This window comes from Hallella seregens ATCC 51272 (assembly GCF_000518545.1).
GTDB classification, from domain to species: Bacteria; Bacteroidota; Bacteroidia; order Bacteroidales; family Bacteroidaceae; genus Prevotella; species Prevotella seregens.
This window is the reverse complement of the sequence record NZ_KI912453.1, coordinates 90,639-106,934: the sequence shown is the minus strand read 5'-3', so window position 1 is coordinate 106,934 and position 16,296 is coordinate 90,639. Positions and strand designations below refer to the sequence as shown.

The window sequence follows — 16,296 nt, the reverse complement described above, 5'->3', positions numbered from 1 at the left end:
ATTCAAAATTCACAATTCAGAATTCAAAATTAATTGGAAGAAGAATGAAGATGAGAACCAAACATCATATAGCCCTCATGGCGTTGGCGGCCGGCGTGCTCGCCGCCACGTCGTGCTCAGACTTCGACGATTACAACTCCGTGCCGGTTGATGCCACCGCGTCGGCCAACCAAACGCTCTGGGAAAACATCTCGCAGAACAGCGAATTGTCCGACTTTGCCGCCCTGGTGAAGCGTGCCGGCTTCGCCGACGAGCTCTCGGCCGCCCACTATTACACCGTGTGGGCCCCGAAGAACGGCACCTACGATGCCGCCGCCCTCATGCAGAAAGACAGCGCCACACTGCTTCGACAGTTTGTGAAAAACCACATTGCCGAGTACAACCACGCCCTCTCGGGCACCGTGCAGGAGCGCATCCACACGCTCAACGAGAAGTCCTACGACCTCACGGGGGCCGGAACCTACACCTTCGGCGACGTGAAGCTGGCCCAACCCAACCTGCCCAGCTCCAATGGAACGATGCACTTGCTCGACGGCATGGCCACGTTCTACCCCAATCTCTACGAGTTTCTCGACGAAGCAACGGGCGTTGATTCGCTGCGCAGCTATCTCAAGAGCTACGAGTTCACTCGGCTCGACCCCTCGAAGTCGGTGGTAGGCCCGGTGGTCAACGGCAAGCAGACCTACATCGACTCGGTGATGGTCACCACAAACACCATGCTTCGCAAGCTCGGAGCCTACATTGACCGCGAGGATTCCTCGTACACCATGCTGATGCCCTCCAACAAGGCTTGGACAGATGCGTGCAATCGCATCAAGTCCAGCTTCCGCTACATTGGCAACACCTTGTCGCAGGACATCAAAAATGCCACTTCGGCCACGAAGGCGCCCGAGCTGACGGCCACCGTCAACCCTGCCTACATGACGGATTCGATTACCCGTCTCTTGCTCATGGGCAGTCTCGTCTTCAACAATCGCAACGCCTACAACCGGTGGGTGGAGGACGCCGGCCAGACGAGCACCGACACCATCCTCACCACCGGCGGCATCGCCGTCTCCAATCCCACGGCTTATCTGGGCCGCACCACGCTGAAACAGCGCATGAGCAACGGCTTCGCCCGCCTTGCAGACTCGCTGGCCGTGCACTCCTGGGACGGCTGGGCGCGCGAGCTTGCCCTCATGCCCACCACCTCGACAAGCCGCACATGGAACGGCACGGGCAAGAACTTTCGGCTGGATGTCCGGCTGAACGACAGCGTCGCCACCTACCATTATCTGCAGGCCGTCGCCTCCAGCCCCTACGCCAAGCCGCAGGTGGACGTGCTGCTGCCCGGCGTCATGTCGGTCAAATACAATATCTACGCCGTGCTTGTGCCCGCCTGGGACGAGGGTGCAGCCGCCGAGCTGAAGCCCAACCAGCTCGATTTCTCCCTGAGCTACTGCAATGCCGCCGGCAAGCTGGCCGTTGCTAAGCTCAACCAAAAGGTGGAGAACGACCCCACCCGCGTGGACACCGTGGCCGTGGGAACGTTCACTTTCCCCGTGTGCTACGCCGGACTGCCCAACGCCGAGGTGAGGCCCAACCTGAAAATCACCACCGACTTCAACGTGTTCAACAAGCCGATGATGGCCAAATACACCCGCGACATCCGTCTGGCAGGCCTTATTCTCAGACCTGCCGAACTTGAAGAATATGAAGCAACCAAATAAAATGAAGACCACCACACCTTATATGCAGGGCCGCAGCCTGAGGCTGGCCCTCTGTGCCCTTGCTTTCGCCGTCGGCATTCCCGTCTCGGCGCAGGACAATGCCTCCCAGACCGAGGAGGTGGAGACCGCCATCAAGCAGCCCGCGCGCCCGCTCCGCCCCGCCCACAAGTACCCGATGATGACGCTCCGCGGCACCGTTACCGACCAGGCCACGGGCAAGCCCCTGGCCGGCATCCAGCTGCGCACGCTCGGCAACGCGCTCTTCGCAGCCATGACAGGGGCCGACGGCCGCTTCCGCATCAGCGTGCCCGTCTTCACCACAAGCCTCTACGTGCACTCGCCGGGCTATCTGGCCCAGCAGGTGGGCGTGGTCTCGGGCGACTCCACCCAGACCATCGCCGTGCGAATGCTGGCCGACAGGTACCGCAGCATGTACCCGGACGGCACCGTCATCACTGCCCAGAGTAGCTTTCGGGCCGCCAGCAACAGCGTGACCATCGACAATGACATCGAGAACAACCTCGGGGCCGACGTGCGAAGCATCATGCGTTCGGCCACGCCCGACGCGGGGGCGGCCATGTTTGTGCGCGGCTTCAACTCGCTAAATGCCAATGCACAGCCACTGATTGTCATAGACGGCATCGAGCAGGACATGCAGCAGAACCGCGGCTCGCTCCATCTTGGGCAGTTCAACAACATCCTGGCCAACCTCTCGCCCGACGACATCGACGAGGTGCGCGTGCTCAAAAACGCCACCGCCCTCTACGGCGCGCGCGGCGGCAACGGCGTCATCCTCATCACCACCAAGCGCGGCCACTCCATGGCTACCCGCATCGACGCCAACATCGGCATGGGCGTGGCGCTCGTGCCACGGCTTCCCAAGATGATGGACGCCGGCCAATACCGCAACTACGCCACCGAAATGCTCGGCACCATGGAGGCCAACACCCGGCTCGACAAGCCCATTTCCTACCACTTCCTCGACGACAACCCGGCCGGATACTACTATAATATCTATCACAACAACACCGATTGGACCGACTATGTGTACCGCACGGCCGTGACTCAGAACTACAGCATCAACGTGCAGGGCGGTGACGACATCGGCATGTACAACCTCTCGGTGGGCTATCAGAACGACCAGAGCACCGTCGAAAAGAATAATTTCGACCGGATGAACGTGCGCTTCAACACCGACATCAACATCCTCTACAACCTCAAGACGCGCTTCGACATCTCCATCAGCCGCACCACGGCCCGCGTCTTCGACGCCGGCATCGCCCCGGACCTCACCGCCGGCACCGTCACCTCGCCGGCTTTCCTCTCGCTCATCAAGGCTCCCATCGTGAGTCCGTACCAGTACAATGCCGTCATCGGCGGCTTCACGAGTCTGCTTTCCGACTACGACGACATCTATTCGCAGCTCGGACGCGGCTACGGACTGGCCAATCCCGTGGCCATTCTCAGCAATGCCGACGGCGACAACAAGAACAAGGCCGAGAACACCTACTTCAATGTGCGCGTGGAGCCCACGTGGACCTTCAGCCGCAGCCTGTCACTCACCACGATGTTCAGCTACAACCTCGACCGCAACGCCCAGCGTTACCACCGCCCCTACGGCGGCGTGCCCCCGTTCGAGATAGCCGATCTGGGCACGGTGACGTCCATGGCCGCCTCGCTCTTCTCCAAGGAGATCAACGTGGTGAGCGACACCCATCTGGACTGGCACCGCCAATACGGCCGCCACACGCTCGCAGCCTTCGGCGGATTCAGGTACACTTACTTCTCGTTCGACGACAACAACCTCAACACGCAGTACACCGGCGTGACCAATGACAAGAACCCTGCCCTCAGTTCCACCACCGGCTATCAGGGCATCCACGGAGCCAACGACGTGTGGAAGACCATCAAGTGGTACGGCAACGCCGACTACAACTACATGAACCGCTACTTCCTCACCCTCTCATTAGCCGCCGAAGCCAACAGCCGCTTCGGCGAGAATGCCGGCGGACTCAAGGCCCTGGGCACCGTGTGGGCCCTTTTTCCCAGCGTGCAGCTGGGCTGGGTCATGACCCATGAGGACTGGTTTCCCAAGCATGGCGTGGTGAACTACCTGCGGCTCAACGCCGGCTACGACGTGAGCGGCAACGACGACATCTCCAACTATGCCGCCCGCACGTCGCTCTCTGCCGTACGCTTCCTCTACGACATGACGGGCCTGCAGCTCACCAACATCGGCAACGACAAGATACAGTGGGAGACCAACAAGAAGCTCAACGTGGGCCTTCAGGCCTACCTGCTCGGCAACCGCGTGGGCCTCGACTTCAATTTCTACGTCAACCGGGTGAGCCATCTGCTCACGCTCATGACTTTCAGGAACCCCATCGGCGGCATCAACAACTACTGGACCAACGGCGGCGCGCTGCGCAACACCGGCTTCGAGGCCACGCTCACGGGCAAGCCCGTGGTGGGACGCGACTGGCACGCCGAGCTCGGCGTCAGCGTGGGCCACTACAAGAACAAGGTGACGCGGCTACCCGGAGGCAGCTACACCAGCTCGGTCTACGGCGACCACAACCTGCTCACCGCCGTGGGCAACCCCGTGGGCCTGTTCTACGGCTACCGCACGGCCGGCGTCTTCGCCACCGACGCCGCCGCCCGTGCCGCCGGCAAGGACGGCTATCTCTACACGACCGACGCCACCGGCCGGCGCAATTACTTCCGCGCCGGCGACGTGCACTTCGTCGACCGCAATGGCGACGGCGAGATTTCCGAGGCCGACAAGACGGTCATCGGCGACCCCAACCCCGACCTTTACGGCAACATCTTCGCCCGCGTGGGCTGGCGCGGCCTCACGCTCGACCTCGGTTTCAACTACAGCCTCGGCGCCGACGTCTACAATTACCAGCGCAGCATCCTCAACAGCGGCTCCACGCTCTACAACCAGCAGGTGGCCGAGGTGGGCCGCTGGCGCTACGAGGGCCAGGCCGCCACGCTGCCGCGCGTGGCCTATGGCGACCCCTTGGGCAACAACCGCTTCAGCGACCGCTGGATAGAAGACGGCTCCTACCTGCGTCTCAAGACCCTGCGACTCAGCTATCAGCTGCCCGTCCCCGGCAGCTGGACGTGGCTCCAGGGCCTCTCCGTCTGGGCCCAGGCCAACAACCTCGTCACCCTCACCAAGTATCTGGGCAGCGACCCCGAGTTCAGCGTGGCCGGCGGCGTGCTCTATCAAGGCATCGACGCGGGCAACCTCGCCCAGGGCCGCAGCTTCCAGTTCGGCCTCAAAATCAATCTGTAGCCCCGTCAGCCCCTCCGTTTACATTCCAAGAACAGAACAAGCAAATGAACATCATGACTTTATACCATCAGACGAAGCGGCGCGCACACCGCCGTCTCCTCGCCATGGGCCGCGCCCTGCTGGGCCTGACGCTCCTCGCCGGCACGCTGGCCGGATGCGGCGACATGCTCCAGGCCGACAACTCGCGCCAGATTTTCGGCGGCGACCTCAACCGCAAGACCGACTCGCTCTTCTTCGCCTTCGGCATTATGCAGGCCATGCAGCACACGGCCGACCAGTATGTCTTCCAGGGCGAGCTGCGCGGCGACAACGTGGCCACCACCGCTTACACCGACAACAACCTGCGCCAGCTCTACGGTTTCTCGGCCACGGCTGCCAATCGCTACGACTCGGCCTACGTCTACTACCGCGTCATCAACAACTGCAACTACTACATTGCCCACCGCGACACCACGCTTCTCACCGGTTCCACCAATGTGGTGAAGAACGAGTATGCCGCCGTCAAGGCCTTTCGTGCCTGGGCTTACCTGCAGTTGGCCCGCAACTATGGCAGCGTGCCTTTCTTCACCGAGCCGCTCACGAGCATTTCCCAGATTGAGAATAACGCTTTTCCGCGTCTCGATCTCACCGAAATCGTGGCGCGTTTAGCCGTTGATCTCGAGCCGTTTACGGGTTACAGCGTCCCCGTTAACGGCGGCGGCGACCACGGTGTAGGCTCCACCAACTTCGGTTCGGCCAAGACAGTGCGCACGGCCTTGTGCTACATTCCCGTCGATGTCATCCTCGGCGAGCTCTATCTCGAGGCCGGCGACTATGCCGCCGCCGCCCGCCACTACGCCACCTACATCACCGCCGTGGGCAAACCCTCGGGCACACGCTACGCGCAGGGCATGGCGAGCCAGCTCGCCCCCCGCACCATGGCCCAGCTGCAAGCCATCCCCGCCGACATGGCCGGCCTGCAGGGCGGCACGCAGTGGGCCGCCATCTTCAGGCCCAACGCCACGCAGGACATCATCTCCTACATCCCCATGGCCGTCAACCGCCTGCGCGGCACCACCACGCAAGTGCCCCAAGCCTTCGGCTACAACTATTACGCCACCGTGAACTCCGCGGCCGAGCTCTATTCCGAAAGGATTCAGCTGGTGCCCTCGCAGCCGCTGCGCACGCTGTCGGACAGCACCGCCTATTACTATTTCCAGAACGTTGCCGGCGGCTTGGCCCAGCAGTATGTGGGCCGGGCGGCCCTGGGCGACCAGCGTCTGGCCGCCGCCACCCGTCAGGGCGAGGGCGCAGACTCCACCATGCAGTGGGTGACCAAGTACCAAAACGGCAACATTATCCTCTTCCGCAACACCACCGTCTACCTCCATCTGGCCGAGGCGCTCAACCGCATGGGCCATCCCGACGTCGCCTTTGCCATCCTCAAGGAGGGCGTCACCGAGCAATTGCTCGACTCGACGGCGGCTTATGTCTCGGCCGAGTCCAAGTCGTTGCTGCAAAACGGCTGCCCGCTGCTCTCGGCTGCCAATCGCGCTCTCTTCCCGGCCCACACCGCATCCAACTTCGAGGCCACCAACTGGGGCATCCACCAGCACGGTGCCGGCGTGACCAGCGACGGCAACTATCCCGGCCGCTCGCCCTACCAGTTCGATGCCGTGGTGGACAAAAAGATGCGCGACATCGGCCGCGACTTCAACCTCACGGTCGGCACCACGGCGCAAGACACGCTGGCCGCCCGGATCAATGCCATGGAAGACCTGCTCTGCGACGAGTACCAGCTGGAGTTTGCGTTCGAGGGAACGCGCTGGTACGACCTCATGCGGCTGGCCCGCCACAAGAACGCCGCTGCCACTTTCGGCGCCGACTTCGGCGGCAAGTGGCTGGCCCGCAAGCTCCGGTACCGCAGTCCCGCCGTCGATCTCTCCAACCCTGCCAACTGGTATCTGCCGTTCGAGTAGGGGAAAAAGCTGCCCGCCCTCTTCCCAATCCTCTCCGCAAGGGAGGGAGTTGGGGGGAGGGCGGGCATCCGCATTCGGCTTGCCGCGGCTGCCGGAACGCGCATCGTGCAGGGCCGCAGCCGCTTCCAAGGGTTGCCGGAACGCGTATCGTGCAGGGCTGCAGCCCGTGTGTGTGCGTCGGCGCAAGTCGGTTCATTCCTTTTCTTATTCTTCTTCCCGCCATGCCGCTTGTCCTTTTGCTTTTCTTCTGCTGCCTCTCGGCCTCCGCCTCTCCCCTCGATTCCTTGGAGCAGCGGCTGCGGCAACACCCGCAAATTCAGGAGAAGGTGTACGTGCATACCGACAACTCCTGCTACTTCATCGGCGACACGCTCTGGTACAAGGCCTACGTGCTGCGGGCCGACTCGCTTTGTCCCACCGACATGAGCCGGCTGCTCTACGTGGAACTGCTCTCGCCCGACGGGCTTGTCGTGGCCCGACAGCGCGTCGTGGTGGCCGACCAGGGCTACAGCTGCGGCCAGTTCGCCCTGCCCGACAGCCTTTACAGCGGCTACTACGAGCTGCGGGCCTACACCCGCTGGATGCTCAATTTCAATGTTTCGTCGCGCAGCTACACCCGCGACGACCGTCACCGATTCTACAACGACCGCATGGCCGCCGACTATTACCGCGACTGGGACGACCTCTACAGCCGTGTGCTGCCGGTCTATGAACGGCCCGCCGAGCCCGGCAACTACACGGGCCGCTACATGGCCGGCCGGCCCAAGATGGAGATGTCTGCCCCTGCCCGCCTCGAGTTGCACTGCGCGTTCTATCCCGAGGGCGGGCTGCTCGTGGAGGGATTGCGCAGCCGCGTGGCCTTCGAGCTTACCAATCAGGACGGCCAGGCCGTCAGTCTGGCGGGCCGTCTCTCCGGCCAGGGGGAGCCCATCACGGTGCAGACGGTCCACATGGGCCGCGGCACGTTCGACCTTACGCCCGCCGCCGGGAGGCGTGCCGAGCTCTCGTTTGTGTGGCTGGGCAAGACCTACGCCTTTCCCCTGCCCCGCGCCGGGGCTTCCGGGGCCGTGGTGCGTCGGGGCCGCGGGCTGCACTTCTCGTTGCAGTCCACGCCCGATGCGCGGCCGGCTGCCTGGGCCGTGCTCTGCCGCGGGCGCCTCTGCCTGTTCGGTCGGCTGCCCGGCGCGGCTGCGGATGGGCCTGCCACCGCCCCGACGGCCGGCTCCGCGACCCCCGTCGAGATTGTTCCCGACGAGCGTCGGCTGCCCTCGGGCGTGAACGAACTGCAGGTCTACGACGCCCGGGGCTGCGTGCTGGCCTCGCGTCTCTTCTTTGTGAACCATCACGACCGGGCCTTGCCGCTGCGCGCCGCCACCGACAAGGCCGACTACGCACCCTACGAAGCCGTCGACCTCACCCTCTCGGCTCCGCCCGAGGCACAGGGCGCCACGGTGTCGGTGAGCGTGCGCGACAGTCGCACCGACGACACTACCTACGACGACGGCGACCTGCTGGCCTCGATGCTCCTCTGCAGCGACCTGCGGGGCTTCGTCGCTTCGCCGGCCTATTACTTCGCCGACGACGACGAAGAACACCGCGAAGCCCTCGACTTGCTCATGCTGGTGCAGGGCTGGCGCAAGTACAGCCGCTTCGAGCGCACCGCCTCCACGGCCGGGCTGGGCCGCCTCGTGCCCACGCCGCTGCGCTACGAACCCGAGACGGCGCTCACCGTGGAGGGATCCGTCAACAAGCAGTTGAGTGTGGAAATGCTGCGGCTCACCGATGTGGAGGGGCTCAACAACAGGCCCGGCGTGGCCGAGAAAGGGCTGCGGCAAGCCGAGGAGGCTGTCACCACGGGCGGCGTGGATGCCAACGGCCGCCCCGTCGCCGTGCTCTCGGGCGGTGCTGCGACGGAGGGCAGCGACGCTTTGACGGCCGGCGGCGATGTGTCGGCCGGCACAGCCGACCGCGGAAACGGCAACGGCGGCACCGGTGCAACCACCGATGCCGCCGGCGAATCGGCTGAACTAAAAGGGGATCTTGGCGTGAACCATGGCGGCTTGAAACACGAGGTGCTGGTCGAGGGCGAGCTGGTGAAAGACGGGCAAGTGGCGGGGCTCACGCAGCTGACCCACGACGGCGGCCGCTTCAGCTTCCGGCTGCCGCCCTATTACGACCGGGCGGTGCTCTTCCTCACGGCCTACGAGCCCAAGGACTCGGCCCGCCGTGCGCTCTCTTCACGCCGCGACAAGCACCGCTTTGACGAGGAGGCCTACCCCGCGTTCTACGTCAAGCGCGACCTGTTCTATCCTGTCTTTGCTCGTCCCTACAGCTTCTACCAGACCCACCTGCCCGACCTGCTGCTGCCCTCCGACACGGTCTCGGCCCCCGGCATGGCGGCCGACCACACGCTCTCCACCGTCAGGGTGGAGGCCCGCCGCCGCTCGCGCAGGGCCATGGACTACAACAGCCCGGCCTATGTGGTCGATGCTTACGACCTCTATAACGAGGCCACGGATCGCGGCCTGTCGTGGGGCGTGCCCAACATGGGCACCTTTCCGCCCGTGGCCTGCCTCACGGTCTACGGCAACATGAACCGCCGCCGCGACTACAACGTGCTGGGAAAACTCGACGATTACACTTTCTTCCAGAACTTCAGCTCCGTGGTCGAGAGCGTCAAGAACCGGACGCCGACCAGCGTTTTCGCCGACTTGCACCTCAAGCGCATCCGCAATTTCCGCTTCTACACCGACTATGAACCCCGCCGACCTGCCGACCCGCACACCGAAGAGCTCAACCAAACGGACGTTGCCGTGGTCTATGAACTCATTCCCGGCGACGGCACGCGCCATACTTACCGAGACCGTCGCTACCTGCTGCCCGGCATCGAACGGCCATTACAGCACTACAGCCCCGACTACAGCCGCAGCCGTCCGGCCGCTCCCACCGACTATCGGCGCACGCTTTACTGGAATCCCAACGCCCGCCTCGACGCCAACGGCGAGTTCCGCGCCACCCTTTACAATGGCAGCCGTCCCTCCCGCCTCCGTGTTTCTGCGGCTGGGGTGACGGCGCAGGGGAAGATGCTGGGGGCCCGCTGACGCACCTCCCACGGATATTCCGTGGGGCTGCTCCCCTGTTTTTTCTCACAAATACCCTGTCATTTCTTACAACTCCATGGTTTTTTCTCACAGATTCCACAGATTTCACAGATGCTGCGCACCTAAAATTTCTATGGCTTTTCACCGCGCAGCATCTGTGAAATCTGTGGAATCTGTGAGACTTCCCCATGAAATTCTGTGAGAAACTCTGTGGAATCTGTGAGAAAACCCCATGTCATCCGTGAGAAAAGACCGGGCAATCCGTGAGAAAGGGAGGGGCGGTGGCGACGGCGTTCAGACCATCTCCCTGCGGTTGCGCCGCGTCGCGGTGTAGCTCACGTGGAGCCAGCGGGGCGTGGGGAAGCCGAGGGGCTCGAAGATGAGCTGGTCGAAGTCGAGGTGGCGGCGGATGTGATGGCAGATGCGCAGGCCGCGGTCCACGTCGCCGATGACGATGTCGGCCGCCTCGCCGCGCAGGTGTTGCGAGCCCGGCACGCCGCCCACCAGCCGGTTCACCGCCGGCGAGCGGAATCCGCTCGACACCACAATGGGCCCGAACCGGCGGCGCAGCGGCTCCAGCACGTTCTCGGCGAGGGCGCGGAGAGCCTGTCGCTGGCGGTCGTTGGGCGTGTTGTCGAGGGCGTGCTCCAGGGCCGCGCCCGAGCGTGTCAGTTCATACCAGGTGAAGTGTTCGCTGATGTGTTCTCTCTCTTGTGTCGTCATGGTTGTGTGTTTTAAGGTTGGGTTGGGTTGTTGTGTTGTACAAAGTGTGCGATGGTGCAGCCTTGTCCGGCCAGCCGATCGTAGCGTTCCACCATGGAGAGCCCTGCCGTCACACGGTTTTGCACGCGGCTGACAATGCGGGGCAGCGAGGGCGGCACGGGCCGTCCCACGGCGCGGAAGGCGCGTCGGGCCAGTTCGTTCTGCGTGCAGGGCCGTCCCTGGCGGTCGGTCACGGCGTTGCGCATCCACACCAGATGCACCATTTCCACCAGGTCGCGCTGGGTGCCCGTCCACGTGAGGCTGCCGCTGGGCTGGCCGATGAGCCACTGCAGGTCGGCTGTCATGCGGCCCATGGCCTCCTGCCGCCGCTCCATGCGCCGGCGCATCTGTTGCAGTTCGTCGTCTGCTGCGTCCGCCTCTTGCGGGCGGGCAGCGGTTGCCTGATAGATTTTTGTCTTGTCGTTGTTCATGATTTGTGGTTTGAGGGTTTATTTTTTTGTTTTTCAAGGATTGCGTCTTTACGCGTCTTCGTCCTTTCTTTTTTCATCTTGTTGCCGGCAAAGTTAGGGCTCCCGGCCCGTGTCTCCAAGAAAACGGGTGTTTCTTTAAACTTCATTAGGTAGTCCATGAAACCAGGCTTCACAAATATTTTTCGGCGTGCCGGGGGTTGGGGTACGCCATTTCGGGGTGAAATGGCTGTGGCACAGCGGGTTGATGGGTTGGTGGCGATTAACGGTTTTTAAGGTTTTCGTATTTTCTTTCTTGTGTGTCGGTGGTGGGAGTACAGGGGTGCCGGCTTGCGAATTTCCGTGTGGGCCGGCACGAAAGCCGGCCCGCACGGTGGATGGTTTGGGCTGAAATCAGAGGGAGGGATAGGACATTATAGGAGGAAATAGGCCATGATAAGATGGCATAGGGGATATTTGCGGGATGCAATAGGCCGTCATGGCACGATGAAAACGCCGCAAAGACAACGCGAAAACGGTGTAACGGGGGCGCGAAAACGGTGTAACGGAGGCGCAAAAACGGTGTAAAGAAACCGTGAAAAACGGTGGAAGAAAGATGGGGGAGGCGGTGAGGGGAGAAAGAGATACCGTGGAGGGGGAGGCGGGAAGCCGTGGAGAGAGGAAAGAGAAGTCGTGAGGAGGAGATGGGGATGAGGTGGAAGAAAGATGGGGGAAGCGGTGAGGGGAGACGGTCTGGCCACGGAAAGGGGGATGGGGATGCCGTGAGGGGAGGACGGGAAGGCTGGGGAGGGGGTGGGAACGGGCAGGGCGTGGGGAGGTACGGACGCGGTGCGGGGAGAAGAGGGGGCGGGGCTACTCGGCCGAGAAGTCGGCCACCATCTGGCGGTAGACGCTGTACATGCGCGCCTTGCTGACGTAGCCGCGCAGCCGGTTGTTGATGTCGACCACGGGAAGTACCTCGGCATGGGTTGCGTCGAACTTGGCCATCACCTCCTGCATGGGCTCGTTGTCGTAGAGGGTGGCGGGCGGCGGCGTCATGATTTGGCTGACACGGAACTTCTGGTAGAGCTCCGTGCGGAACACGATGTGGCGTATCTTGCCAATGTCGATGACGCCCAGCAGGCGGCGATCTTCGTCGAGGACGGGGATAAAACTGTTGGTTGTGCTGGTGAGCACGTTGACCAGGCGGCCCATGGACATGTCGGGGTCTACGCTGACGGCCTCTTTTTCGACCAGCGATGCCATGTTCATCATCGTGAGAACGCTCTTGTCGGTGTGGTGGGTGACGAGCTTGCCCTCGCGCGCCAAGCGCATGGCGTAGATGCTGTGGGGCTCGAAAATGCTGATGAACATCACGCTCACGACGGCCACTACAATGAGCGGCACGAAGAGTGCATAGCCTCCTGTGATCTCGGCAATGAGGAAGATGCCGGTGAGCGGGGCGTGCATCACGCCGGCCATGACGCCGGCCATGCCCAGGAGGGTGAAGTTTTTCTCGGGCAGGTAGACGCCGAGCTGCTCCATGTTCCACAGCCGGGCGAAGAGGAAGCCCGCGAAGCCGCCCACGAAGAGCGAGGGGGCGAAGGTGCCGCCGCAGCCGCCGGCGCCGTTGGTCGACGAGGTGGCGACGATCTTGGTGAGCATCACAAGGGAGACGTAGACCACGAGGAGCTCGGAGTGTCCGTAGAAGAGCGAGCCGTCCATCACCTGGCTCCAGTCGGCCTCGGTCTTACCGCCGATGAGCGTGTCCAGCGCACTGTAGCCCTCGCCGTAGAGCGAGGGGAAGAGGAAGATGAGCGAGCTGAGCAGCAGTCCGCCCACGAGGAGCTTGCCGTAGGGATGGTTTTTCATGCGGGCGAACTGGCCCTCGCAGAAAGTCATGGTGCGCATGAAGTAGAGGCTGACCATGCCACAGAACACGCCGAGCAGGATGGTGGGCGGCACGCGCTCTACGGCCCAGGCGCCGTCGAGGTGGAAAGCGAAGAGCGTGGACGTGCCGGTGAAGAGGTAGGAGAAGATGTCGGCCGTGATGCTGGCCACGAGAATGGGCACGAGCGAGTTCATGGTCATGTCGATCATGAGCACTTCGAGCGTGAAGACGAGGCCGGCAATGGGAGCCTTGAAGATGCCGGAGATGGCCGCCGCGCAGCCGCAGCCCACGAGAAGCATCACCGTTCGCCTGTCCATGCCGAAGAGTTGGCCCAGGCGCGAGCCGATGGCCGAGCCCGTGAGCACGATGGGAGCCTCGGCCCCCACGGAGCCGCCGAAGCCGATGGTGATGGCCGAGGCCACCACCGACGACCAGCAGTTGTGGGCTTTGATGCGCGACTGCTTGGTGGAGATGGCGTAGAGCACGCGCGTGATGCCGTGCGAAATGTTGTCGCGCACGATGTACTTGATGAACAAAGAGGTGAGGTAGATGCCGATAACAGGGAACACCAGATAGAGCCAGTTGGGGGCTTCGGGGATGAAATCCTCGGTGAGCAGGTGCTCGATGAGGCGGATGAGCAGGTGGAGCACGTAGGCAGCCACGGAGGCCAGGATGCCGATGGCAAAGGCCAGAACGGATGTGGCCTGCTTGTCGGTGAGGTGGGCTTCGCGCCAGGCTATGAGCTTGTCAGTCACGTGCGGTGGGAATGGTGGTGGGGTTGACGGTGGATGGGTAGGCGGGGTGTGGGAAGAGGCGGTGCGGGGCTACGGGCGGATGACGCTCACTTCACCCGCGGGGCCCAGCCTGATGATGGAGCTGGGGGTGTGGGGCTTGTGCTCCTGACGGCGCGACCAGCACACGTAGTCCACGCGCCGGAGCAGCTCTTCGGGGATGTCGCGGTAGTTCTGGGCGGCGGGCTGGCCGCTGATGTTGGCACTGGTGCTCACGAGAGCCTTCTGGAAACGGTAGCACAGCTCGCGGGAGAAAGACTCGCGGGTGATGCGCAGGGCTATGCTGCCGTCGTCGGCAATGAGATTGGGGGCCAGGTTCACGGCCCCGTCGAGGATGACAGTGGTGGGTTTCACGGCGGCGTCGAGCAGTTCCCAGGCCACGGCGGGCACCTGGCGCACGTAGCGTTGCAGGCGTGCGTCTGAGTCGACGAGGCAGATAAGGGCTTTCGAGTCGTCGCGCTGCTTGATGTCGTAGACCTTGGCCACGGCCTCGGCGTTGGTGGCGTCGCAGCCGATGCCCCACACGGTGTCGGTGGGATAGAGTATCACGCCGCCCTCGCGCAGCACGCGCACGGCGTTCCTGATGTCTTCTTCCTGTGTCATTATCTCGCAAAGATAGCAATTCTTTTGCGGGCAAACAAGCCTTTACGGCGTTTTTTTAAGCCCGTTTTGCGCTAACCGTTGCGCATCGTCTGCCCGTTGCCGGCCCTGCGGCAAAAAAAAAGGCGTTTCGGGTGTATTATTCAAATGTTTTATTATCTTTGCACCAATATCATGGCGTGATACGGCCCTTTTCGCATGTCGGGGCCCCCGCATGAGACGTATTACTAACTTAAAAGGTATATATACAATGAACGAACAGGAATTTTTGAAGCCTTACGTCATTGGTCTGGACCTTGGAGGCACGAACTCTGTGTTCGGCATCGTGGACAGCCGTGGCGAAATCAAGGCCACGACGGCCATCAAGACGCAGGGTTATGACCGGGTGGAGGACTATGTGAAAGCCTCTGTGGACGCGCTGCACATCATCGTGGACCAGGTGGGCGGCATCGGCACCATCAAGGGAATGGGCATCGGTGCGCCCAACGGCAACTACTACACGGGCACCATCGAGTTTGCCCCCAACCTGGCGTGGGGCCACAACGGCATCGTGCCGCTGGCCGACATGTTCTCGCGCGAGCTGGGCATCCCCGTGGCGCTGACCAACGACGCCAATGCGGCGGCCATCGGCGAGATGACCTATGGCGTGGCCCGCGGCATGAAAAACTTCATCATGATGACGCTGGGCACGGGCGTGGGCTCGGGCATTGTGGTGGACGGCAAGGTGGTGTACGGCAGTGACGGCTTCGCCGGCGAGCTGGGCCACGTCATCACCGTGCGGGAGAACGGCCGGCCCTGCGGCTGTGGCCGCAAGGGCTGCTTGGAGGCTTATTGCTCGGCAACGGGCGTGGCCCGCACGGCCCGCGAGCTGCTCGAGACCACCGACGAGCCCTCGACGCTGCGCGACATGCGGCCCGAGGACATCACTTCGCTCGACGTGAGCATCGCCGCCGGCAATGGCGACAGGCTGGCCCAGTACATCTTCGAGTTCACGGGCAGCATGCTTGGTGCGGCCTGTGCCGACTTTGCCGCCTTCTCTTCGCCCGAGGCTTTCGTCTTCTTCGGCGGCCTGACCAAGGCCGGCGACCTGCTCATGGATCCCATCAAGCGGAGCTACGACGAGCACGTGCTCAACATCTTCAAGGGCAAGGCCAAGTTCCTCATCAGCGGCCTCGACGGCAGCTCGGCTGCTGTGCTCGGTGCGTCGGCCGTGGGGTGGGAGCTCTAATATGAGATTTTGGAGGCCCCTCTGAGTGCTTCGCACTGGAGACTTCACGTGGGGGTGCATCGTTCTTTCACGCTGCGCGCGGTGAACTTTCACGCAAAGCGCATCGGTTTTTCACGCAGAGGCGCGGAGAAAAGGAGGCTGCGCGGTGGAGACTTTGTGCGGGGACAAAGAGATAAGGAGGCCTCGTACAGTTCTTCTCACGCAGAAATGCGGAGATCGAGGAGACCGTGCTTGGTTCTTTTCACGCAGAAATGCGGAGATAAAAAAGACGGTGTTTAGTTCTTTTCACGCAGAGGCGCAGAGACAAGGAGGCTATGCAATAGCTAAAAACTCCTTGTCTCTGCGTCTCTGCGTGTAAGAATGACATGCTTATACTGTAAGAAAGATGCACTCCACGTGAAAGAATGACGCACTTTGTGTGAAAGAATGATGCACTTAAGAGGTAAGAATGATGCGCTTTGTATGAAAGAATGAAAGGGGCCGCGTGAAAGAATGATGGTTGGCAGGAGAAAGCCCACATCTTTTTTCGTGGAAAAAATCGGGGCGCA

General features: G+C 62.5%; 9 protein-coding genes. 5 read left to right on the top strand and 4 right to left on the bottom strand.

Features of this window, described 5'->3' with window-relative positions; genetic code table 11:
* Window positions 1-50: 50 nt before the first annotated feature.
* The 4 genes from L888_RS0112910 to L888_RS0112895 all read left to right on the top strand — a co-directional run bounded on the left by L888_RS0112910 (window position 51) and on the right by L888_RS0112895 (window position 10,069).
* Window positions 51-1,709, top strand: a complete 1,659-nt coding sequence (locus tag L888_RS0112910) for a fasciclin domain-containing protein (RefSeq protein ID WP_245594893.1) — start codon at window positions 51-53, stop codon at window positions 1,707-1,709.
* Window positions 1,693-5,010 (top strand): SusC/RagA family TonB-linked outer membrane protein, encoded by a 3,318-nt coding sequence (locus L888_RS0112905; protein ID WP_052323314.1) that lies wholly within the window; start codon window positions 1,693-1,695, stop codon window positions 5,008-5,010. The genes L888_RS0112910 and L888_RS0112905 overlap by 17 nt, the downstream gene beginning before the upstream one ends.
* Window positions 5,011-5,063: 53 nt before the next feature.
* Window positions 5,064-6,968, top strand: coding sequence for a RagB/SusD family nutrient uptake outer membrane protein (locus L888_RS0112900; RefSeq protein ID WP_245594892.1), 1,905 nt, complete (start codon window positions 5,064-5,066; stop codon window positions 6,966-6,968).
* 221 nt (window positions 6,969-7,189) lie between these two features.
* On the top strand, window positions 7,190-10,069 hold the full coding sequence (locus L888_RS0112895) for a hypothetical protein (RefSeq protein ID WP_027953191.1): 2,880 nt from the start codon (window positions 7,190-7,192) through the stop codon (window positions 10,067-10,069).
* Window positions 10,070-10,363: 294 nt separating this feature from the next.
* Here L888_RS0112895 and L888_RS0112890 read toward each other — a convergent pair whose 3' ends face one another.
* The 4 genes from L888_RS0112890 to L888_RS0112870 form a co-directional block, all read right to left on the bottom strand.
* The gene (locus L888_RS0112890) at window positions 10,364-10,792 is read right to left on the bottom strand and encodes a D-Ala-D-Ala carboxypeptidase family metallohydrolase (RefSeq protein ID WP_027953190.1); all 429 of its coding nucleotides are present in this window, start codon (window positions 10,790-10,792) and stop codon (window positions 10,364-10,366) included.
* Between the two features lie 11 nt (window positions 10,793-10,803).
* Window positions 10,804-11,262: a hypothetical protein gene (locus L888_RS0112885; protein WP_027953189.1), complete on the bottom strand. Its 459-nt coding sequence runs from the start codon at window positions 11,260-11,262 to the stop codon at window positions 10,804-10,806.
* A gap of 849 nt (window positions 11,263-12,111) precedes the next feature.
* Complete coding sequence (locus tag L888_RS0112875; protein ID WP_027953187.1) at window positions 12,112-13,884, bottom strand: chloride channel protein; 1,773 nt, start codon at window positions 13,882-13,884, stop codon at window positions 12,112-12,114.
* Between the two features lie 69 nt (window positions 13,885-13,953).
* The gene (locus L888_RS0112870; RefSeq protein WP_027953186.1) at window positions 13,954-14,523 is read right to left on the bottom strand and encodes an L-threonylcarbamoyladenylate synthase; all 570 of its coding nucleotides are present in this window, start codon (window positions 14,521-14,523) and stop codon (window positions 13,954-13,956) included.
* Window positions 14,524-14,770: 247 nt separating this feature from the next.
* On the opposite strand from L888_RS0112870, the gene L888_RS0112865 reads away from it, so the two are divergent.
* Window positions 14,771-15,748, top strand: coding sequence for an ROK family protein (locus tag L888_RS0112865; protein WP_005847081.1), 978 nt, complete (start codon window positions 14,771-14,773; stop codon window positions 15,746-15,748).
* The last annotated feature ends 548 nt before the right edge of the window (window positions 15,749-16,296 follow it).